Source organism: Cryobacterium fucosi (genome assembly GCF_004403515.1).
GTDB lineage: Bacteria > Actinomycetota > Actinomycetes > Actinomycetales > Microbacteriaceae > Cryobacterium > Cryobacterium fucosi.
In genome coordinates this window covers 40,909-61,523 of the sequence record NZ_SOHH01000073.1, presented here as the reverse complement: position 1 = coordinate 61,523, position 20,615 = coordinate 40,909, and the positions used below count along the sequence as shown (strand labels likewise).

At 68.5% G+C, this 20,615-nt stretch carries 25 protein-coding genes; 10 read left to right on the top strand and 15 right to left on the bottom strand.

Annotated features, from left to right (window positions below; all coding sequences use genetic code 11):
- From E3T48_RS10865 to E3T48_RS10845, 5 genes are all read right to left on the bottom strand, one after another.
- The coding region (locus E3T48_RS10865; protein WP_134524076.1) for an ADP-ribosylglycohydrolase family protein at positions 1–1,046 on the bottom strand (1,046 nt) is incomplete at its 3' end.
- Between the two features lie 439 nt (positions 1,047–1,485).
- Positions 1,486–2,490, bottom strand: a complete 1,005-nt coding sequence (locus E3T48_RS10860) for an Rv1681 family radical SAM protein (protein ID WP_134524075.1) — start codon at positions 2,488–2,490, stop codon at positions 1,486–1,488.
- Complete coding sequence (locus tag E3T48_RS10855; RefSeq protein ID WP_134524074.1) at positions 2,484–3,293, bottom strand: Rv1680 family SBP-like protein; 810 nt, start codon at positions 3,291–3,293, stop codon at positions 2,484–2,486. Before E3T48_RS10855 ends, E3T48_RS10860 begins: the two co-directional genes overlap by 7 nt.
- A 1-nt stretch (position 3,294) precedes the next feature.
- Positions 3,295–3,672 carry an Rv1678 family membrane protein gene (locus tag E3T48_RS10850; RefSeq protein WP_134524073.1) on the bottom strand — a complete coding sequence of 126 codons (378 nt, stop codon included), beginning with the start codon at positions 3,670–3,672 and terminating at the stop codon, positions 3,295–3,297.
- Positions 3,669–4,205, bottom strand: a complete 537-nt coding sequence (locus E3T48_RS10845) for a DoxX family protein (protein ID WP_134524072.1) — start codon at positions 4,203–4,205, stop codon at positions 3,669–3,671. Before E3T48_RS10845 ends, E3T48_RS10850 begins: the two co-directional genes overlap by 4 nt.
- Before the next feature lie 168 nt (positions 4,206–4,373).
- On the opposite strand from E3T48_RS10845, the gene E3T48_RS10840 reads away from it, so the two are divergent.
- Positions 4,374–5,837, top strand: coding sequence for an MFS transporter (locus tag E3T48_RS10840; RefSeq protein WP_134524071.1), 1,464 nt, complete (start codon positions 4,374–4,376; stop codon positions 5,835–5,837).
- A 236-nt stretch (positions 5,838–6,073) separates the two neighbouring features.
- Here the strand turns inward: E3T48_RS10840 and E3T48_RS10835 are convergent, their stop codons facing one another.
- Entirely contained in the window at positions 6,074–7,000 is a 927-nt protein-coding gene (locus E3T48_RS10835; protein ID WP_198417659.1) for a LysR family transcriptional regulator ArgP, read from the bottom strand.
- A 69-nt stretch (positions 7,001–7,069) separates the two neighbouring features.
- On the opposite strand from E3T48_RS10835, the gene E3T48_RS10830 reads away from it, so the two are divergent.
- A complete protein-coding gene (locus E3T48_RS10830; protein ID WP_134524070.1) occupies positions 7,070–7,699 on the top strand; it encodes a LysE/ArgO family amino acid transporter in 630 nt (209 codons plus the stop codon).
- Between the two features lie 31 nt (positions 7,700–7,730).
- Here E3T48_RS10830 and E3T48_RS10825 read toward each other — a convergent pair whose 3' ends face one another.
- Positions 7,731–7,922, bottom strand: coding sequence for a hypothetical protein (locus E3T48_RS10825; RefSeq protein ID WP_134524069.1), 192 nt, complete (start codon positions 7,920–7,922; stop codon positions 7,731–7,733).
- A gap of 44 nt (positions 7,923–7,966) precedes the next feature.
- Here E3T48_RS10825 and E3T48_RS10820 point away from each other — a divergent pair, with 44 nt between their 5' ends.
- The 3 genes from E3T48_RS10820 to E3T48_RS10810 all read left to right on the top strand — a co-directional run bounded on the left by E3T48_RS10820 (position 7,967) and on the right by E3T48_RS10810 (position 9,980).
- A complete protein-coding gene (locus E3T48_RS10820; protein WP_134524068.1) occupies positions 7,967–9,043 on the top strand; it encodes an ABC transporter permease in 1,077 nt (358 codons plus the stop codon).
- Positions 9,044–9,291: 248 nt separating this feature from the next.
- Positions 9,292–9,555: a type II toxin-antitoxin system Phd/YefM family antitoxin gene (locus E3T48_RS10815; protein WP_134524067.1), complete on the top strand. Its 264-nt coding sequence runs from the start codon at positions 9,292–9,294 to the stop codon at positions 9,553–9,555.
- Positions 9,556–9,563: 8 nt separating this feature from the next.
- Positions 9,564–9,980 (top strand): type II toxin-antitoxin system VapC family toxin, encoded by a 417-nt coding sequence (locus E3T48_RS10810; protein WP_241986763.1) that lies wholly within the window; start codon positions 9,564–9,566, stop codon positions 9,978–9,980.
- A 65-nt stretch (positions 9,981–10,045) separates the two neighbouring features.
- On the opposite strand, the gene nagA is transcribed toward E3T48_RS10810, so the two are convergent.
- From nagA to E3T48_RS10790, 4 genes are all read right to left on the bottom strand, one after another.
- Complete coding sequence (gene nagA, locus E3T48_RS10805; protein WP_134524065.1) at positions 10,046–11,170, bottom strand: N-acetylglucosamine-6-phosphate deacetylase; 1,125 nt, start codon at positions 11,168–11,170, stop codon at positions 10,046–10,048.
- 9 nt (positions 11,171–11,179) lie between these two features.
- The gene (locus tag E3T48_RS10800; RefSeq protein WP_134524064.1) at positions 11,180–11,962 is read right to left on the bottom strand and encodes a glucosamine-6-phosphate deaminase; all 783 of its coding nucleotides are present in this window, start codon (positions 11,960–11,962) and stop codon (positions 11,180–11,182) included.
- A gap of 81 nt (positions 11,963–12,043) precedes the next feature.
- Entirely contained in the window at positions 12,044–13,285 is a 1,242-nt protein-coding gene (locus tag E3T48_RS10795; RefSeq protein ID WP_134524063.1) for a PTS transporter subunit EIIC, read from the bottom strand.
- 38 nt (positions 13,286–13,323) lie between these two features.
- Positions 13,324–14,073, bottom strand: a complete 750-nt coding sequence (locus tag E3T48_RS10790) for a GntR family transcriptional regulator (protein ID WP_134524062.1) — start codon at positions 14,071–14,073, stop codon at positions 13,324–13,326.
- Positions 14,074–14,261: 188 nt separating this feature from the next.
- On the opposite strand from E3T48_RS10790, the gene E3T48_RS10785 reads away from it, so the two are divergent.
- The 3 genes from E3T48_RS10785 (at position 14,262) to E3T48_RS10775 (ending at position 15,355) form a co-directional block, all read left to right on the top strand.
- Complete coding sequence (locus E3T48_RS10785) at positions 14,262–14,495, top strand: PTS sugar transporter subunit IIB (protein WP_134524061.1); 234 nt, start codon at positions 14,262–14,264, stop codon at positions 14,493–14,495.
- A complete protein-coding gene (locus tag E3T48_RS10780) occupies positions 14,492–14,968 on the top strand; it encodes a PTS sugar transporter subunit IIA (RefSeq protein ID WP_134524060.1) in 477 nt (158 codons plus the stop codon). The genes E3T48_RS10785 and E3T48_RS10780 overlap by 4 nt, the downstream gene beginning before the upstream one ends.
- A gap of 108 nt (positions 14,969–15,076) precedes the next feature.
- Complete coding sequence (locus E3T48_RS10775) at positions 15,077–15,355, top strand: HPr family phosphocarrier protein (RefSeq protein ID WP_134524059.1); 279 nt, start codon at positions 15,077–15,079, stop codon at positions 15,353–15,355.
- A gap of 78 nt (positions 15,356–15,433) precedes the next feature.
- Here the strand turns inward: E3T48_RS10775 and E3T48_RS10770 are convergent, their stop codons facing one another.
- From E3T48_RS10770 to E3T48_RS10760, 3 genes are all read right to left on the bottom strand, one after another.
- On the bottom strand, positions 15,434–16,219 hold the full coding sequence (locus tag E3T48_RS10770) for a (S)-acetoin forming diacetyl reductase (protein ID WP_134524058.1): 786 nt from the start codon (positions 16,217–16,219) through the stop codon (positions 15,434–15,436).
- 51 nt (positions 16,220–16,270) lie between these two features.
- Positions 16,271–16,492 carry a hypothetical protein gene (locus E3T48_RS10765; protein ID WP_134524057.1) on the bottom strand — a complete coding sequence of 74 codons (222 nt, stop codon included), beginning with the start codon at positions 16,490–16,492 and terminating at the stop codon, positions 16,271–16,273.
- Between the two features lie 97 nt (positions 16,493–16,589).
- Positions 16,590–18,254, bottom strand: coding sequence for a diguanylate cyclase (locus E3T48_RS10760; protein WP_134524056.1), 1,665 nt, complete (start codon positions 18,252–18,254; stop codon positions 16,590–16,592).
- A 360-nt stretch (positions 18,255–18,614) separates the two neighbouring features.
- Between E3T48_RS10760 and E3T48_RS10755 the strand changes: the two genes are divergently transcribed.
- Together E3T48_RS10755 and E3T48_RS10750 are read left to right on the top strand one after the other, a co-directional pair.
- Positions 18,615–18,941: a cupin domain-containing protein gene (locus E3T48_RS10755; RefSeq protein ID WP_134524055.1), complete on the top strand. Its 327-nt coding sequence runs from the start codon at positions 18,615–18,617 to the stop codon at positions 18,939–18,941.
- Positions 18,942–19,251: 310 nt separating this feature from the next.
- The gene (locus tag E3T48_RS10750) at positions 19,252–19,536 is read left to right on the top strand and encodes a glutaredoxin family protein (protein ID WP_134524054.1); all 285 of its coding nucleotides are present in this window, start codon (positions 19,252–19,254) and stop codon (positions 19,534–19,536) included.
- Positions 19,537–19,598: 62 nt separating this feature from the next.
- On the opposite strand, the gene E3T48_RS10745 is transcribed toward E3T48_RS10750, so the two are convergent.
- Positions 19,599–20,396 carry a TY-Chap2 family putative peptide chaperone gene (locus tag E3T48_RS10745; protein WP_134524053.1) on the bottom strand — a complete coding sequence of 266 codons (798 nt, stop codon included), beginning with the start codon at positions 20,394–20,396 and terminating at the stop codon, positions 19,599–19,601.
- Positions 20,397–20,615: the final 219 nt, after the last annotated feature.

Sequence of the window (20,615 nt, the reverse complement as noted above, 5' to 3'; positions counted from 1 at the left end):
CCCAGGCGCACGAGCTCGTCGGCGCGGAGGCCCGGCCAGCCGTGCACGATCCGCCGCCATTCGGCCGGCACCGCGGATGCCCCGTAGCGGGCCCCGAGCAGGCCGCCGGCGATCGCGGCGACGGTGTCGGTGTCGCGGCCGCCGCGGACGGCGCCCTCGAGGGAGTCCCGCAGGTGGTCGGCCGGCACGGCGCCTGAGCAGTCGACGACCACCCGGAGGGGCTCGGTGATCGCCGACCAGGCGCCCTGCAGGGCCTCCACGACCCAGCCGTTGCGGTCGAAGTCCCTCGGCACGCCGGTCTCGGCGGCCACGATGCGCGACTCCCAGAGTTCGCGCCGGTCGGCGGGCAGGGCGGCGAGGCCGGCGCGCACGTCGAGCTCGCCGAAGAGCACCGCGTGCCGGATCGCCAGGCACCAGAGCACGCAGGCGTCGCCGGCATCCGTGTCGACGTGGGTGAGGTCGCTGATCGCGCGGGCGGTCTCGGCGAGCGCGGACGGGTCGTCGAGGAAGGCGAGGGCCACCGGCGCGGTCCGCATGAGCGAGCCGTTGCCGCCGCTGCGGCCGTGCCGGTCGTGGTGGGCCTGGGCGACCAGGCGCACCGCGGATGCTGTGCCCGCGTGATCGGGTCGGGCGAGAGCGGCCGGGTCGGCCGGGTCGGCGGGGTCGGCGGGGTCGGCGGGGTCGGCTCGCGCACTGCGCGCCTCGGCCAGATCCCGGTCGGTGCGGGAGAGCACCGCGCGCAGCTGGTTGCCCACGTCGGGCGCGGTGCGCGCCCAGTCGACCCAGGCGGCCACGATCTCGTCGAGCACCGATTCGTCGCGGAGGTCCTTGCCGTCGACGATCGCCCGGATGATCGGCACGGCCATCGAGGTATCGTCCGTCCACTCGCCGGGCGCCCAGTCAAACCCGCCGCCGCCCTTCATGGTGACGTCAGCCCCGCGCTCGAGCGGCGGGCCGAACTCGTAGCCGGCGCCGAGCGCGTCGCCGCAGGCCATGCCGAGCAGCACCCCGGCGGCGCGGTCCAGTTGTGCGGACGTGAGTTTCATGCGGTTCCCCCAGCGAGTTCCATGAGGGGTCGTGCAGGGCTGAACACCGTGGCGGCGTGCGGCGACGAGCCACGGATGCCGTTCGGGTCAACTCCCCCCACGTCGAGACTACGGGCGAAACAGCACTTTCCGCGCCGCCGTGTTCGAGGGGCACCGCGCTGGACTTTGTCGTCTCGCCGCTCCCTGACGCGACGCGCACCACGGGGCGGCGCACTGAGTTGCGGAGAAAGCACCTTCGCGCCTGGAGCGAGGGTGTTTTGTCCGCAACTCAGCGCACGTAGCGGCACCGCGTCGCGCACGATCGGCGCTGGAACAGGCACTCACGGCATCCGCGGTCACGAGCCGGGCGGCCGTGTGGTGGGCGGGCTTGCGGTCAGAGGTCGCCAGCGGCCCTCGGCCCTCTCGCTCGGCCAAGGCGACGAAGACGGGAGCGGTGAGTTCAGGCGCAGGGGAACCATGCCGCGGCTGCGTTCGCCCGTTGACGATGCTCGACGAACCTGGCGCGCACCTCATCGATGGCGTTCTTCAACGGGAATAGCTCACGAGAGACCAGCTGGTCTTCGTGGTCTGCCGCAATCGGGTGCCAGTAGACGCCGTCGGCGGTGATCGTGACCTCGGGAATCAGCGATTCCATCGTGAGTTCGATGCCCGTCTCAGAGACGCCTCGATGGGCCAGCGCCCGGATTACCTGATCCTCCCGCGCGACCCCGAGCGTGTCGAGAAAGACGTGGAACGGCTCCACCTCGTGCAGTTGCTCGGCGGGGAGGGTCGCCGCCACTTTCACACGAAAGCCTTCCTCGTGGGCAATCCGGATGCCGTCAACGGCTCGCTTCCACGATCGCTTGCCGCGATGGCTGTCGTGAATCTCGGGGGTGGCGGAGTCCACGCTGATCTGCAGGGTGAGCCGCTGCCGGTCCATCCGGCGCAGGCGCTCGAGGCGATGGCCCGTGAACAGCATCCCGTTGGTGAGCAGCGTCGTCGGCAGCTGAGACGTGCACGCCGCTACGACCTCGTCGAGGTCGGGCAGCAGAAAGGGCTCGCCGCCGGTCAGGATGAGTTCGGAGACCCCGGCCTGCACGGCTTCGGCGGCGAGTTGCCGAACCCGGTCCAGTCCCAGAGCTCGTCGTTCGGTTTGCGGCGAAGACCGCACACAGCAGTAGTCACACGCAAGGTTGCAGTCGAAGTTGGTGTACATCCACAGTCGCGTGCCCGGCAGCTGGTCTGGATCGAGATCCAGGAGGGGATCGGCGGCGCGGCCGCGTCGCAGCACGGCGAAGGAGTCGCCCACTTCGACGAGCTGGTTGCCCGTTCGCTCGCACCAGGCGGCCACCGTCTCCGAGGCCACCTCGGGGTCGTCGGCGCCCCAGCCGACGGTGAAGGTGGCGCCGGTCGCCACGGCGCCGACCCGCTCGACGAGGTCGAGCACGAGCGCATGGTTTACCATCGCGCCGTGATCCCCTGTGCGGCCACGGCGTCGAACAGAGACTGGTATCCCTCGAGCCGGGGCAGCACCCACTGACGCAGCCCTTCCATCTCCAGGATGGGCCGGTGGGCGGGGTTCTCCCAGTCCATGGCGAGCAGGTGATCGACCCACGGCTGGATGCGCTCGTCGGGCATGCTCTCGAGTGCGGTGAAGTTGCAGTGGCTGTAGGTGGGCGATTCCCAGAACACCTCGAACGCACCCGGCATGAGTTGGTCGCGCCCAATGGCTTCCCAGGTGTTGATGCCGATCGCCGCGGCATCCGCTCGATCGTCGAGGACGGCCCGAAGTGCGTCGAGCTCACTTCGCCCGGTGTCGCCGTGTTTGCCCACATCGCTGTTGATGCGCAGCAGCTCCACATCGTCGCCACCGATTCCCGCCTCGGCGAGAAACTGAACGGGAAGAATCGCGGCCTGGGCGGAGTCCTTCGACCCGAGGGCGAGTCGGCGTGCACGGAGACTCGTGAGGTCGGTCATCCCGGCGCCGGTTCGACACACGAACATTGTCTGAAAGACGGTGTCGGTGTCGCGAGTGGCGACGGCCTTGCAGGCCCCGTCGGTTTGGGCCACGGTGCGCACCCACGCGAGGTTGGTGTTCCAGGCGAGATCGACGGTGCCGTCGATGAGCGAGTCAACCTGGCGCCCGTAGTTGGAGAAGAGCACGAAGTCCATCTCAGAGTCGGTGTCGGCGAAATAGTCGCGGATACCCTCCCAAATGGTGACGACGTTGGGGGTGTAGGCGACGGCGCCGACCAAAATGGGATCCATGCTATTGACGTCCTTTCGAGGTGCGAGCGGATGCCCGGCCGACCAGCCACACGGCGGCGAGACCGATGCCCAGCCCACCGAACAGTGACATTGTCGACCCATCGCCGCTCAGGAGGTTGAGCGGCTGGCCGAGTTGCGCGAGCTGAAGTACGGCGCAGGCAATGAGGCCGGCACCGGCGGCAAGTCCCAAGACGGGCACTGCTCGTGCGCCGGCAATGATTGCCAGACCTCCGAGCACCACCAAGACGGCAATGCCGGCACCGCGCACGTGAATGAGGTTGAAGGTCTCGCCCAATCCCGCAGTGAGGGCGAAGAGGCAACTGGCGACGGCGACGACTCCCAGCACCAGGGTTGCCCGGTGCAGGGCCGGCGCGATCACGATGCCCTCAGCAGGATCGCGGCAATGCGCCCACGCGATTGGAGCCAGATCGGCCGGAAAACCCCGTCGAGTCCGAAGTTTCGGCCGGCCGCCGTGCCGAGAAGCACAAGATGGGCGAGCAGCATGAGGTAGTAAGACCAATGCCATTCGTGGGGGGCGTTCAGCACCGAGAGCGTGATCGCCAGGGTTTGTGCGATGCCGACGAGCGCCCAGAAGCGGGTGGCGAGTCCGATCAGCAGGAAAGCCCCCAACCCCGCCTCCGTCAATAGGGTCACCCAACCGAACACGGCGATGTTCGGAAGCACGACTGCTTCGACGAACCCTGAGTACGGGGTCAAAACGGGGTGCTCCACGGCCTGACTCGCCCAGAAATAGAGCCCCTTGTCGGCATCCGCACCGAAGTCGGGCGGCACCTTCCAGCTCGCATTCTGAATCCACAGCACCGCGACGCCGACGCGGAGAACCGCCAGCGAGCTGCCATGGAGTCGATCTCGCTCAGCAACACGGCTGAGGGCAGGTTCGGCGGTGGCCATGGTGCTCCTTCCCATTGCGGCCATTCAACCCCTGCGTAGACCGAAAATCACCGCGAGAGTCCTTACGAAAAGATTACGGCCGCTCAGATTTGCTGCACCAGCGGCCCCTCCGCTGAATACTTTCTGGCACCGCGAACATTCCGTGCGGCCGAGCACGAGGAGGAGACGATGGCGACTCGATTGGATTCATCGGCCTGGCGGCCCATCCACACGCGCATCGCGACAGCACTCGGAATCGGGTGGATGCTCGACGCCTTCGAGGTGCAGATCATCGGCTCGGTCATCCCCGGAATCCAGGAGGAATTCGGCCTCGACAGCACCCAATCGGTGTGGATCAACATCGTCTGGTTCGGCGGAATCGCCCTCGGCGCACTCGGCTTCGGCTACCTGGCAGACCGGATAGGCCGCAAGCGCCTGTTCGTCGCCACGCTGATTCTCTACTCGGTCGCTGCCCTTGCCACGGCCGCCGCCCCCGACTACACCCTTTTCATCGTCTTCCGATTCATCACGGCCCTCGGAGTCGGGGGCGAATACTCGGCCGTGACCTCCGCGATCTCCGAGTTCACGCCGGCGCGCAACCGAGGTCTCAGCAATGGTCTCGTGATGAGTTTCTGGGCGGTCGGCGGCATCCTTGCCAGCCTGGTGTCGATCGTCGTCATCTCCACTCTCGGCCTCACCTGGCGCTACACCCTGCTGTTCGGTGTGATCAGTGCGGCCTACGGACTTGCGGCCAGGCGGCTCATCCCCGAATCGCCGCGCTGGCTGGCCTCGAAGGGGCGGCTCGATGAAGCAGACAAGGTGGTCACGAGCATCACCGGCATCGTCAGCGCCAACGGCTACAACGACACAGCGGGCACGAGCACCGGACGTTCACGCCTGCACGAACTGTGGACCAACTACCGCGGTCGGTTGTTCTTCGGCATGGCATTGGACTTTTCCGAGGCCGCCGGCTACTACGGGCTCTTCACCGCAGTGAGCATCCTCGTCTTCTCGGCATCCACCGGCGCCGTTCCGGTCGACGACGGCGTTCTGCCCTATTACTTTCTGATTGCGAATTTCGGGGCGCTTGCCGGAGGCATCGTCGTGTCGTTCGCGCTCGACCGACTTGGCCGGAAACCCACAGTGACGTTCTCGTACACCGCTGCCGCAGTCAGCATGATCGGATGCGCCCTGGCCGCCGCAACCGGTTCGGCAACGGTCGTTCTGGTGGCGTTCACCATCGCCGCCTTCTTCGCGACCTGCGCCTGGGTCTCGGCCTACCCCACGTTCTCCGAGCTGTTCCCCACCCGGCTGCGCGCGACCGGGATTGGTGCGAGTGTTGCGGTGGGACGCATTGGCGCAATTATCGGCCAGGTGGTTCTCGCCGTCACGGCGACGGCGTGGGGCGTCGGCATCATGTTCGGCATCCTCGGCCTGTTCTGGCTCATCGGCGCACTCGCCGGCGTGATCTGGTGGACGTTCGGAACCGAGGCTCGCGGCGTGCCGCTGGAGGAATTGGCGGGGGCACGAGGAGACCCCATGGGCACTCGGGGCGCCGCGGGCGCAGGGGGCGCAGGGGGCGCCGCGGGCGCAGGGGGCGCAGGGGGCGCAGGGGGGCGCAGGGCAGAAGGTCTGAGTGTGAAGCTGCCCTGAGGGGTGAGCACCCCCGTTGGCCGACCTGTGAGGGTCGCAAGGCTCTGCTGGCGCTTGCTCGGACCCGAGTTCATGCCGCTCGAGCTGGCGGTGCTCACCGTGCGCGCCAACTGCGCCGCTGCGCGCCTGGCACACCTGGCGCGACACGGCGGATTTGGCGCGCTCGCGCCGCGACGGGCGCGACCGGCACGAAGGGCACGAAGGGCGCGAAGGGCGAGGCCGCGGCGGGCGAGCCCCTACGGGTGGAGGCTCGCCGCCGCGACCCGGCCCACGGCATCCGTCACCTGGTCCAGTAGCCGGGAGGCGATGTTCCAGCGCTGCCAGTAGAGCACCACGTCGATCGGATGCCCCGGCGCCAGCTCCACGAGCCGTCCGTCGCCGAGCTCGGTGAGACACTGCTGCTCGGGCAGCAGCCCCCAGCCGAGGCCGAGCACCACCGCTCGGGCGAAGTCGGCGGAGGTGGGGATGTGGTGGCGCGGGACATCCGTGGCCCGGCCGCCGATGCCGCGCAGGAACCGGTGCTGCAGGTCGTCGCGGCGGTCGAAGTTGACCATCGGGGCGGTGCCGAGCCCGGCGGTGTCGAGCCCGGCGGTGCCGAGCCCGGCGGTGCCGGCGACGCCGCCCAGCCACGCGTCGACGAACCGGGGGCTGGCCACGGCCCGGTAGCGCATCGTGCCGAGCCGCGCCGAGGAGCAACCCTGCACCGCCTCGGCCGTGGATGTGACCGCCGCCATCACGGTGCCAGAGCGCAGCAGCGAGGTGGTGTGTTCCTGGTCTTCGCGGTAGATGTCGAAGACCGCGCCGCTTTCGGCGGGCACGGCGGCGAGCGCGTCGAGGAACCAGGTGCCCAGGCAGTCGGCGTTCACCGCCAGCGGCAGCGAGGTGCGCCCGCCGGGCTGCAGGCCGGCGCCGAGCTCGGTGGCCACGTCGCCCTCGAGCAGTTGCACCTGGCGCGCATGGCGCAGCACGATGTCGCCCGCGGCGGTGGGGATCACCGGGTTGACCCGCTGGATGAGCACCTGGCCGGCCGCCTGCTCCATCGCCTTGATCCGTTGCGAGACAGCGGATGCCGTCAGCCGCAGCCGCTGCGCCGCCGCCTCGAACGTGCCCTCCTCGACGAGCGCAACCAGGGTGTGCAGGTGCTCCAACTGGAATGCCATCATTAGCCTCACTTAGGTATCCTTCGAAACTTTAGCTGTACTGCATGCGAATTGTCTCGTACCTTGACGAGCATGGACTTCGCCACCACGCTCCTCCCCTCGCTCCTCGGGTTCGGCACCGGGCTGGCCCTGATCGTGGCGATCGGCGCCCAGAACGCGTACATCCTGCGGCTCGGCATCGAGGGGCGCACCCGCACGATCCTGCCCGCGGTGCTGATCTGTTCCGTCTCGGATGCCGTGCTCATCTTCGCGGGGATCCTCGGCATCGGCCTGGTGGTCGAACAGACCCCGGCGGCACTCATCGTGATCCGCATTGTCGGGGCCGCGTTCCTGCTGGCCTACGGCGTCTTCGCCACGGTGCGAACCTTCAGGCCGCGGGCCCTGGTGGCGAATGCCTCGCCGATCCCGGTCAGCGCCCGGGTCGCGGTGGCGACGATCGTCGCTCTCACCTGGCTGAACCCGCACGTCTACCTCGACACGCTGATCTTCCTCGGCTCGGTCGCCAATCAGCAGGGCGAGTCCGCCCGGTGGTGGTGGGGCGGCGGCGCGATCACGGCCAGCTTCGCGTGGTTCTTCGGCCTGGGCTTCGGTGCGCGCCATCTGCGGCCGTTCTTCGCCCGCCCTGGCTCGTGGCGCATCCTCGACGGCTTCATCGCCGTCGTGATGCTGGGCCTCGGGGTGCGGATGGCGCTCGGGGTATAGCGGCGGGCTGGGTGTAGGAATCGCCCTGCGCTCAGCCGACGGCCTTCGCCAGGTCGACGATCCACTGCTCTGTCGTGACGCCGCGCAGCCGATCGGCGGCCACTCGGGCCTGGGCCGCGGCGACGCGCTCGCGATCGGAGATGGGGTCGCGCCGCGAACGGGGCGATTGTGCGGTGTTCCTGCAGGCTGGGATCGCCCGCCGCAGTGCCACGAAGCTGCTCATGGCCGCAGGATAGCGCGCCCCACCGACGTCCGCGATCCTGAGCCGTGAGCGCCGGTGTGCACTGGCGCAGCATGACCCGGCGGCTGCCCGCGCTGACCGGCGGGGTGATCACGATGGGCCTCGTGGTGAGCCTCGGCACCATGCTCGTCTACTTCGCGACGGTCTATGACAACGCCAAGGCGGCGGATGCCCGGTTCCGGGTGGGTTCGGACATCCGTCTGACCCCGAACCCCACCGGCGAGCTGCCGCACCCGACCACGCTCGCGCACGAGTTCGCGCTCGCGGGCCAGACCGCGACGACCCCGGTGGTCCACTCGGCACAGAACGCGGTGTTGACCAGTGATTTCAACGAGGACACGATGAACGTCGCCGCGATCGACCCCGACACATTCGGCGCCGTGGCGGCCCCGCCGGACTCGGTGTTCGTCTCCGGCACGGCCGGGGAGGCGCTCGCGGCCCTGCGTTCGCCCCCCGACGGGGTGCTCGTCAACGTGGCGCTGGCCGACGGGCTGAAGCTGAAGGTCGGCGACCGGGCCGAGGTGCTGCTGGCCCGCGGCACCGACCAGCAGATCCGGGTTCCGGTGCGGGTGGTCGGGCTGTTCACGACCTTCCCCGGTGCTGGCGCGGGTGCGGGCACCGCGAACTTCCGCGAGCGCTTCGACGTGCAGACCCGGGCCACGAGCCTGGACCGGGACCAGTCGAGCCTGACCGCTCTCAACGTGCAGGGTCTGCTGCACCTGGACTCGTTCTTCACGTTCCTGATGGCGGCCACCGCCACGGCGATGTTCGTGTTCGGCTTGCTGCTGCAACGCCGGCGTGAGTATGTCACCCTGCGCGCGCAGGGAATGTCGAGCCGGGACATCCGTGTGCTCGTGCTGGCCGAGTCCGGCACCGCCGCCGTGCTCGGCGCAGCGATCGGCGTACTCGTCGGCGTCGGCATGGCCTCCCAGTTCGTGCAGCTGCTCCGGCCGATCTTCACCCTTGCGCCGCCGCTGGCCGTCCCCCCGGTCGAGCTCGCCGTGCTCGCCGTGCTCGTGCTCGGCGCCACCGCGCTCTCGTCGATCGCCGCGGCCTTCCAGCTCGGGCGGCTCAAGCCCACGGAGCTGCTTCGCGACGAATGAGCCGCACGGGACCTGCGCGGGCGCCGAATGCCGGATCCGGGCCGTCCGGTGAATCCTCGCGGCGCACTTTCGGGAACCGGGCGCAGGTTCCTCGGCGCGCCCGGTTCCCGAAAGTGCGCCGCGAGCACATCCGAAGGCATGAATTCGACCTGGGATGGCCGCCCTCGCCCACCGCAACCTAAAGTGGTTCAGACCACTTTTCGCTTTTCTCTGTACTAATGAGACCTACCCAGTTGTACAATCGATGCATGGAAGTACCCATCAGCGCACTGCGCGCAGAACTGTCGAGCTGGATCGAGCGGGTTCGGGGCGGCGACGAAGTTGTCGTGACCGATCGGGGTGTCCCCGTGGCCCGCCTCTCGCAGATCAACACCGCGCCGCTCCTCGAGCAGTTGGTTGAACGGGGAGTGCTCAGCAGACCGAGTGGCTCGCGTCGACCGGCCGCACGAGACATCGTGAGGGCCCAGGCGAGCGGATCGGTATCCGACTTCGTCACCGAACAGCGCCGCTGACAACTGTGATGCTCGTCTACTTCGACAGCAGCGCCTTCGTCAAACTGGTGGTCGAGGAGGAGGGTAGCGACCTTGCCGCCGACCTGTGGGATGGATGCGATGCGGCCGTTTCCAGTCGGCTGGCCTATCCGGAAGTGCGCGCCGCGCTGGCCGCGGCGGGTCGCGCTCATCGACTTGCCCCCGCCGAGCAGGCGCGCGCCGAGACGGGATGGGAGGAGCTCTGGATGACCGTCCGGACGGTCGAACTCACCGCTTCCGTCACCGCGCAAGCCGGCGAACTGGCCAGTCGCTACTCCCTGCGAGGCGCCGACGCAGTGCACCTGGCCAGCGTTCTCGCCCTTGGTGACACGGACACAATTTTCGCAGCATGGGACCGGCAATTGCGAGCCGGGGCTCAACAGGCACGCGTGCGAATCGCGCCCTGAGCCGGCCGATCCGAACCGGGACCCGCGGCGGTGTGGCCCTGGTCCTCCAGCCCGAATGCGCTCGGCTAGGCGGACGGCACCCAGACCCCGGCCTGCATGGTCGCGGTGACCTGCAGCGCCGCGCCCAGCACGATCAGGTCCGCCCGGTTGCCGGGCGCCAGGCGGCCGCGGTCGGCGAGGCCGATCATGTCGGCGGGGTTCTGGGTGGCGGCGCGCACCGCGACCTCCACGGGCACGCCCGCGGTGTGCACGGCGTAGCGCACGGCCTCGCTGAGAGTGAGCACGCTGCCGGCGATCGTGCCGTCGGCCAGGCGCGCCTGGCCGTCCGAAACGCTCACGTCGAGGCCGCCGAGCTTGTACTCGCCCTCGTCCGCGCCGGCGGCGGCCATGGCATCCGTCACGAAGACGGGACGGGACGGGCTCTCGACGATGAGGCGCACGACGGCCGGGTGCAGGTGCACCCCGTCGGCGATGAGTTCGGCGAACACAGCCGGGTCCTCGAGCAGCGCGAGCGCGGGCCCCGGCTCGCGGTGGTGGATCTGCCGCATCGTGTTGAACACGTGCGTGCCGGCCGTGGCCCCCGCGGCGATCGCCTGCCGGGTCATCTCATAGTCCGCGTCGGTGTGCCCGATCGCAGCCACGGCCCCGAAGCCCACGATCTGCCGCACGGCGGCCAGTCCGCCCTCCAGTTCGGGGGCGATGGTGACCATCCGCACGGTGCCGCGACCGGCGCGCATGATCCGGTCGATGCTGTCGGCGTCGGGTGTGCGGAGCAGGGCCTCGTCGTGGGCGCCGCGGTGGGCCGGGCTCAGCCATGGCCCCTCCAGGTGGATGCCGGCCAGCAGCCCCTGCTCGACCAGCCCGGCCAGGGCCGCCACGGTGCGCTCGAACTCATCGAGCGGGGCCGTGACCAGGCTCGCCATCAGCGTGGTGGTGCCGTGGGCGCGGTGGGTCGCGGCGATCTGCGTGGCCGCGAAGGCGGAGTCCGCGTCGTTGAAGCTGCTGCCGCCGCCGCCGTGGGTGTGGATGTCGACGTAGCCGGCGGCCAGGGTGCTCTCCGGGAAGCTGAAGTCCGGCTCCCGGGGCGGATCCCCCGCGCCGCAGCCGACGATCCGGCCGGCACGGATGTCCACCCAACCCGGCGAGTACACGGCGTCGGGCGCGATCACGGTTCCGCCGGAGATGAGCATCGGCGCGGCCTAGATCCCCGGCCAGGGCTTGTGGGCCCAGGCGTACCGGTAGTAGTCGAGGTTATCGAGCTTCGAGGCGGCTGCCTCGTCCACGATCACGGTCACGTGCGGGTGCAGCTGAATGACCGAACCGGGCTTGCTCGAGCTGACCGGTCCCTCCACGGCGGCGGCGATGGCATCCGCTTTCTCGGGCCCGAAGGCCAGCAGGATGAGGTGCCGCGCCCGGAGGATGGTACCGAGCCCCTGCGTCATGCAGTGGATCGGCACGTCATCGACCGAGGGGAAGAAGCGGGCGTTGTCGGCGCGGGTCTTCTCGGTCAGGGTCTTGACGCGGGTCAGGGAGGCGAACGACGAGCCGGGCTCGTTGAAGCCGACGTGACCGGTGCGGCCGATGCCGAGGATCTGCACGTCGACGCCGCCGGCGGCGAGGATGGCGGCCTCGTAGTCGAGCCCCGCCGTGCGGATCGTGGCCGGGTCGCCGCTCGGCACCTGGATGTTCGCGGGGTTGAGGCCGAGCGGCACGACGGCGTCGCGGGTGATGACCGAGCGGTAGCTCTCCGGGTGACCGGCGGGCAGGCCCACGTATTCGTCGAGCGCGAAGCCGCGCACCCGGGAGACGTCGATCGGGTCGGCCGCCAGCGACGCGGCCAGGGCCGCGTAGACCGAGAGCGGCGTCGAGCCGGTCGCGAGGCCGAGCACGGCATCCGGTTTACGCAGGATCAGTGAACGAATGGATGCCGCCGCCAGCGTTCCCGCCGCGGCCTCACTGTCAACAAAAACTACTTCGGCCATCGTGTACTCCCAATTCGAATTGCATGGTGTTTCGGGTGGTGCCGGCCTGGACCGTCGTGCGGTCCAGGCCGTGTTGCCGAACTAGACGGTCGTTCCCGTGGAGTCCGCTGCTGCGGGGTCCTGGATCTCGTCGTCGCCGCGGCCGGGGGTCTTCAGGTTCCACTTGCGGATGACGAAGCGGAAGAGGAAGTAATAGATCGCGCCGTAGGCCAGCCCGATCGGGATGAGCAGGAGCGGCTTCTCGGCGAGCCCGAAGTTGAGCACGTAGTCGAACGCGCCGGCACTGAAACTGAACCCATCGCGGATGCCGAGGGCGTTGACCAGGGCGAGCGAGGATCCGGTGAGCAGCGCGTGGATGATGAACAGCGGGAACGCGACGAACATGAAGGAGAATTCGAGCGGCTCGGTCACACCGGTGAGCATCGCGGTGAGGGCGCCGGAGAGCATGATGCCGCCGACGATCTTCTTCTGCGACGGCTTGGCCTCGTGCCAGATGGCCAGCGCACCGGCGGGGAGTGCGAACATCATGATCGGGAAGAAGCCGGTCATGAAGGTGCCCGCGGTGGGGTCGCCGGCGAAGAAACGGCCGATGTCGCCGGTGGCGCCGTTGTAGTCGCCGATGACGAACCAGACCACCGAGTTGAGGATGTGGTGCAGACCCACCGGGATGAGTAGCCGGTTGGTCGTGCCGTAGAGGAAGCCGCCCCAGATGTCATTTGAGGTGACGAGCTCACCGAAGCCGGTCAGGCCGTTCGCGAAGGCCGGGTAGACGAAGCTGAGCAGCACGCCGAGCACCAGCGCCACGATGGCGGTGACGATCGGCACGAACCGGCGCCCGCCGAAGAAGGCGAGGTAGCTGGGCAGCGAGATCCGGTGGTATTTCTGCCAGAGCAGCGCGGAGACGATGCCCATCAGGATGCCGCCGAGCACGCTGTAGTTGACGAGGTCCTGGGTATCGCCCTTGGCCGGCAGCCCCAGCACCAACGGCGACATCGCCTCGCCCACCTTGGAGAAGACGAGGTAGCCGACCACGGCGGCCAGGGCGGTCGACCCGTCGGCCTTCTTGGCGAAGCCGATGGCGACACCGACCGCGAAGAGCAACGGGAGAGCCCCGAAGAGCGCGCCGCCGGCCGACGCGATGACGGCGCCACCGGTCTCGAAGCCGGGGATTCCGCCGAGCAGGTCAGGCTGGCCGAGCCTCAGGAGCAGGCCGGCGGCGGGGAGTGCGGCGATCGGGAGCATAAGACTGCGGCCGACTCGTTGAGCCTGGCCGAGGCCCGGAAACTTTCGTTTCGTGCCCGCGTCTGCGGTGATGCTGGACATTGATTTCCTCCTGGTGATGGGTTGTGGCTGGGGGTGGATCAGGGCTGGTGTTGCAGATTGAGGGTCATGTGCACCTGGTAGCGGTCGCCGCGGTACCACGAGGTGACGTATTCCACGGATGCCGAACCCGCCGACGAGGTGCGGCGGAACACAATCAGGGGCGCGCCCTCGGTGACGCCCAGAATCTCGGCGGCGCCCGCATCCGCGGTCTCGGCCCAGACGGTCTGTTCCGCGTTGTCGATTCGCAGCCCGTATTCGGTGGCGAAGGTCGCGTAGAGCGAGCGGGTCAGGTCCTTGCTCTCGAGGTCGGGAAGGAGCTCGGCCTTGTAGTAGCCGCGCTCGAACGCCATCGGGATGCCGCCGGCGAGCCGCAGGCGGTCGATCTCGTAGACGCGGGCGTTCGCGCCGAGGCCGAGGGCGGCCCGCACCTCGAGCGAGGCATCGACCAGGGCGAAGGAGCTGACGATCGTCGCGGGGATGAGTCCGCGCCGGCGCATGTCCTCGGTGAACGACGCCAGGTGCAGGTCGGTCTGGACACGCTCGCCGGCCACGAAGGTGCCCTTGCCCTGCACCCCGTAGAGGCGTCCCTCTTCGACGAGCTGGCGAATCGCCTCGCGCACCGTGGAGCGGCTGACGCCGTACTGCGTCATCAACTTCCGCTCGGCGGGGATCGCCGCGTGGGGCGCGAGGGTGTTCTCGATCCGCTCCAGCAGAATCGCCCGCAACTGCGCATGCTTGGGTACCGGGCCGGACTCGAGGGCCGGACTCTCGTCCTGGATCTTCGTCATCGTGTCACCTTCGCGTCGTGGGTCGATCTCCAGCATAGGACCACTTTCCCTTTGTGGTCCGTACTGGTACGATCCAATAGTTCGATGATGAAGCCGCGGCCCCCTGCTTGTCAAGTCCCACCGCCGCCCGGGTTCTCGGAGAGCACTAGAATCCGGACCAGCAGCATCCTAAACAGGAGGAATAGAAGATGAGCAGCAAAGCGGAACAGATCCTGGCCGGCCTCGGCGGATCAGGCAACATCGTCGAGATCGAGGCCTGCATCACCCGGCTGCGCACCGAGGTCACCGATGCGGCACTCGTGAACGAGGCGGCGCTCAAGGCGGCCGGCGCGCACGGCGTGTTCCGGTCGGGCACGATCATCCAGGTCATCGTCGGGCCCGAGGCGGAAAACCTCGCCAACGACATCGAAGACATTCTGTGACCTCGGCCACGCCCGTGGTCGTGCTAGCGCCCGTTCCGGGCCGAGCCGTCGCCATCGAAGAGGTGCCCGACCCCACCTTCGCGCAGTCGATCGTGGGACCTGGCGCGGCGATCGACCCGCCGCGCGGCGTGGTCGACGCGATCGCGCCGATCAGCGGCAAGCTGCTCAAGGTATTCCCGCACGCGTATGTGATCCTGTCCCCCGACGGGCTCGGCGTGCTGGTGCACCTCGGCATCGACACCGTTCAGCTCCACGGCGAGGGGTTCACCCTGCGCGCCGAGCAGGGTGACACCGTCTCGGCGGGTGACGTGATCGTCAGCTACGACGTGGTCGCGGTCGAGGCGACCGGCCGCAACCCGATCGTGCCGGTGATCATCCTCGAACGCACGGCCGAGAACATCACGCTGGCGGATGCCGTCACCGCCGGCGCGCCGCTCGCCGCCGGTGACGAGTTCATCACTGTCACCGGCTGACCGGCTGGGGGCGAGCTTGCGTTGCGACGCCGGAACCCGCCATCGTTGACTAGCGACCCAACAGATTCGCCGAGAACCGATCTCGCAGAGCACCACCCAGGAGGAACCATGTCCGAACGCACTGCCACCATCGCGAGCCGTGTCGGCCTGCACGCCCGCCCCGCCTCGATCTTCGCGGCGGCCGTCGGCGCGCTTTCGATCGAGGTCACGATCGGCCTCGCGAGCGCCCCGGCCGAGGACGCGATGGATGCCTCGAGCATCCTGAGCCTGATGAGCCTCGGCGCCGCCAACGGTGACGTCGTCGTTCTCCGCGCCGAGGGCGATGGGGCCGACGAGGCCCTCGAGGCACTCGTCCTGATCCTCGAGACGGACCACGACGCGGCCTGACCTACGGCGCCGCACGGCTGCCGTGGGTCAGGCCGCGTCAGCCCGCGGTCGCCGGTCCGAGACGGACTCAGATGATGCTCAGTTGAAGACCATTCCGCCGTCGACGAGAATCGACTGTCCGGTGATGTAGTTGGAGTCGGGGCCGGAGAGGAACGAAACGACACCCGCGACCTCGGACGCTTCGGACAGGCGGTCGAGGGCGATGCCCTTGGTGAACTGTTCCCAGCCCCACTCTTCCGATTTGCCGGCGTCGGCTGCTACTTTTTTCGCCAGCTCCTCCATGAGGGGCGTCTTCACGATGCCGGGGGCGAAGGTGTTGACGGTGATGCCGAACTGGGCAAGGTCCTTCGCGGCCGTCTGAGACAAACCACGAATGGCGAACTTTGTGGCCGAGTACAACGCAATGCCGGGGTTCCCGACGTGACCGGCCTGGGACGCGGCGCTAATGATCTTTCCACCGTGGCCGAGATCCTTGAACGCCTTCGTGGCTGCCTGGATGCCCCACACGACGCCGTTGAAGTTGATGGAGAAAATCTTGGCGATGCTTTCCTGGGTGATCTCCTCGATCGGAGATGTCGGGGCGATGCCGGCGTTGTTGACGATGACGTCGAAGCCTCTGAGTTCAGCCACGGTCTGCTCGACCGCGGCGAACACGCTGTCCCGCTCGGAAACATTGACATGGACTGCGATTGCTCCGGCATCCTTGCCCCCAAGGGATTCGGCAACTGCGCCTGCGGTCTCAAGGTTCAAGTCGGCGATAGCAACCCTGAAGCCGTCAGCGTGGAGCCGTTCAGCAATTGCCTGCCCAATTCCCTGTCCACCACCGGTAACGAGTGCTACTTTTCCGTTTTCTGTGCGTGCCATGGTTGTGATTCCAATCTCAATTATTCAAAACCTGTCGGCGAGTCGATGACGTCACGTCAACGCAGGACAGGCGTTTAGGCTCAAGGGGGAATCGGCGACAGTCGCGGCGGATGTACCGCTGGCATGCACCGTGGCGTCCTGCCTGTCGATGACGAGGACTGCGGTGGTCGGGGCGACTGTGAAACCCATGAGGTTGAACCTTTTTGGGTGAATCTGAAACGTCCCGGTTCTTATGCCGAAGTTTTCTTGGGACTCCACCAGTTGACGGGACATTTATCCTATTATATGCGCGATCCAGTGCCACACGGTCGGCATGCGCACCTTCGCGTCCAGGGCGGCGCGGCATCCGGTGTGCGGCTGCCGCCACGGCTCAGTCGTCGGCCGTCACGATCTGGTCGCGGCCGCGGTGCTTGGCGCCGTAGAGGGCCATGTCGGCGCGTTCCAGCCAGTGCGACACCCGCTCGGCAGGCTGGAGGGCGGCCAGGCCGGCACTGACCGTGCAGGTCAGGCCGACGGCCACTCCGTCCCAGGCGTAGTCCCGCACCGAGGCCAGCAGTCGTTCGCAAGCCGGAACTGCCTGATCGATTTCGGTGTTGCCGAAGATGAGCAGGAATTCCTCGCCGCCGAGCCGCACCGCAAGATCGGTCTCCCGGGTGACGGCGCGCAGCATCACCGCCATCGTGGTAAGCACCTGGTCGCCGATGGCGTGCCCGTGTTCATCGTTGACGCGCTTGAAGTGGTCGAAGTCGATCATGGCCGCGCACAGCGGCTGGGACAGGTCACGGGCGCGGTCCATCATCAGGGGCAGTTCCCGGTCGAGGGCGCGCCGGTTCGGCAGGTTGGTAAGCGGGTCGGTGTGCGCCTGGTCGTCCAACTCCTCCGCCCGGATGCGCTGCATCTCGGCCTCGAGCTGCGACCGCTCGGCCTCGTGCCTGGCCTGCTCCACCTCGAGGGTGTTGACCAGCAGCCGGGACTGGAGCCCGGCCGTCTGGGTCGTCATCTTCAGGGTCAGTGCGTGCATTTTTTCGCAGTGGCCGAGGGCCAGATCGAACCGCCGGCGCTGCTTGTGCATCTCGTACAGCGCCTGGTGCAGCCTGATCTGCAATTGCGGGTCTTCGTCGATCGAGGGGCAGGTGAGTTGGGCGTCCATCATCGCGGTCGCCTCGTCGAGGTTGCCCTCGGCCCGCACCACCTCGGCCAGCTGCGCGTCCACGTTCACCTCGAGTTTGCGGAAGCCGTTCGCGCGCGCCAGGTCCTTGCAGCGATGGGCGTTCTCCCTGGCCTCGTCGTACTCGTTCAGTTCGATCAGGATGCTGACCAGGTTGGTCAGCGCGATGGTCTCAAAGAAGTTGTGTCCCTGCGCGTGCGCCATGGTCACGGCCTCGCGCATCAGCGCCAGGCCCTCCTGTAGGGCCGGCGACGGGTCGCAATCATTCTCGCGCTGGGCGCGCGCGGCCTCCAGGCAGCTGTCGCCCAGGTTGTTCAGGGCCGCGAGGCTGGCGTCGGCATCGTCCAGCGTCCCGGACAGGGCCAGCGCCTGACGCCCCAGGTCGACACCGCGCACGCTGTCGCCCATGGCGCCGTACACCGTCGACGCCCGGGTGAGCGCCCAGAACTCCGCCAGCTGGCTGTCGCCCGCCCGCGCCGCCTCCAGCGCGGGAACCGCGTGGCTGAGCGCCTGCTCGGTCAGGCCGGTATCGGTGTACGCGAGCGCCAGCGTGCAGTGCACCCTCGATTGCCGCAGCAGGTCACCGGTGGACGTCAGGAACTCGAGCGCCAACAGGCCGTTCTGAACGGATGCCTGATAGTCACCCAGTCGCAACCGGTGCAGCGCAAGCATCTCGCGGGCATGCGCCTGCTGCACCGGGACGACTCCCGGGATGGCGAGGGCCTCCTCGGCCGAGGCGGCACCTTCGAGGTGGCGTCCGGCCGCTGAGAGTCGTTCGCTCGCCTCGAGGAGGACCTCGATCGTGGACGCCGTCACCGGGTCCTGCGGCAGGATGCGCCGTTCGGAGACCGCCTGGTTCGAGTTCATGGTTCAGTCCCCCCGACTGCTCTGCCTCAATCCGAACCTACCAGCGTTGCCACTGGTCCGGGCTGGTATTCGGGCAGGTCGAGGCCCCCACTTCTGGAGTCAAGTCGGGATTTTCACGGGCACCCGTTCGGGGCACGCGAAGCCGGTTGCTCGCACGCGTTCGGGGCGCTCACGGGCGCGGGTGCCAGAGCTGCGCGCGGAGCCGGGTTCTCGCGGCTCAGGTTCGGGAAGCCGGCGCACCCAGGAACGTGCGCCCGCTTCCTCACGGTGCGCCACGAGTGGGGCGAACTCTCGACGAGGCATCCCGTCGATCAGTGCCCCGGACGGCGCGAAGACAGGTCTCGGGGCTACCGTGAAGGGATGGACACCTCTGCGGCCCCGATCACCTTCATCCCCGATGTGCGCGCGGACGCCGTCCTCGCCCCCGGCGGCCTCGGGCATACCACCGTGCTCAACGCTCCGGGGGTGCGCGTGGTCGTGCTCACCTTCGCGGCGGGGCACGTGCTCACGGAACACCGTGCGCCGAAGACCCTGCTCATGCAGGCACTCGACGGATGCCTGCGCGTCACCGCCGGCGGACAGGTCACCGACCTCGTCGCGGGCGCGCTGCTGCGTCTCGACGCTTCGCTCACGCACGAGGTCGAAGCGCTCGAGGAGTCGCGGCTGATGCTCACCTTGATCGGGTAGCGCGGGCATCCGCCGTCGCGGCGCCGGTCGGGGCGCAGGTCGGGGCGAACTCGCGGCGCAGGTCGGGGCGAACTCGGGGCGCAGGTCGGGGCGAACTCGCGGCGCAGGTCGGGGCGAACTCGGGGCGCAGGTCGGGGCGAACTCGCGGCGCAGGTTAGGGAAGCAGGCGCACCCAGGAACATGCGCCCGCTTCCCTAACCTGCGCCACGAGTTCCCCAGCCTGCGCCGCGACGGCGGTCGCCGCGCACGCGGGCGGTCGCCGCGCACGCGCACCCAGAGAACGCCCACCGCGCGCACCTAGGATGGGCAAATGACCGACCTCGCCGCACCGACAGCAGCCCCCGCCCAGCGCATCACGATGTTCGGCGCCCAGTGGTGCGGCGATTGCCGCCGCTCGAAGAAGCTGCTCGACGTGTTGAACGTCGACTACGACTACGTCGACCTCGAGAGCGTGGACGATGGCGCCGACCGTGCCCACGCGATCAGCGGCCGCACCCAGATCCCCGTGATCGTCTTCCCCGACGGCACGCACGTGGTCGAGCCCAGCGACTCGACGCTGCACGCAAAGCTCACCGGGCTCGGCAGCATCAACTAGAACCCCGGCGAATCACCGGTTGCGGCATCCGTCACCGGGCGCACCAGCCGCTGGACTGCCGGCTACGGCAGGTAGGCCCCGAGCACTTGCACGGCCGTGATCGACAGGGTGCGGTGCGTGCGTTCGTAGACCGGCATCAGCTCGGTCGCCCCGCGCACCGTGTGGATCACGCCCGCCGCGTCGAAGATCGCGACCGGGTCCAGGTCGCGCACCAGCGCCCAGAACGGCTGGAAGAAGTAGACGCTGCGATTGCCGGCGTCGAACTCCTCGAGGGTCATCGCCACGTAGCGCGAGCGGGCCTCGACCGTCGACGGGAAGCCGCGGAAGTAGTCGCAGCCCGGTTCGGCCGGATCCTCGTCGTGCAGCATCGGCGCGGGCACCGCGTACCAGCCCTGCCGGTCGTTGGTGGCGGTGGCCAGCGCGCTGGCGATCAGACGGTAGGTCAGGGCGCGTTTTGTCGTGACCGGCGAGGTCCTGGGGATGCCGAGACCGGTCGCCACCTCGATCCGCTGCACGATGTCGTGCGGGCTGAGGGCGGCCATCATCTCGATCCAGCTGATCTTGTTCACGGCCCCGTTGACCAGGAACTTGCAGCCGCCGACGAGATCCCACTGGATGCTCATCGCGTTCTGCTCGTCGTGCACGATCAGCAGCCGGGCGCCCTCGTCGACCTCCACCCCCGAGATGCGGAGGTGCGGATGCCGGCGCACCAGTTCGCTGGCGATCCACCACATCTGCGCGGTCAGGAAGCGGTCGGCCGGAGGGTTGTAGACCTCGTAGCCGTCGGTGGTGCCGGCATCCGCGTCGTCGTCGTCATGGATGTAGTTGTCGCCGGAGTCGTTGGACGCTGCATCAGTCATCTCACGCTCTCCTGCCTGATCAGAGTTGGATTCCCATACTGCTCCCGTTCGGCGGGGCGCGACACGCCCAGTTCGGGTGAGCGCAGCGTGAGATCCGGCGGCAGAACCGAGTTGTCAGGCACGGCCCACGGATGCCGCGGCTTCTGCACATCCGGCGGCCACCTGCCGGCGGTGCTGGGCCTTCGGCGCGTGATGATGATCGGGACCGGGCGCGAACGG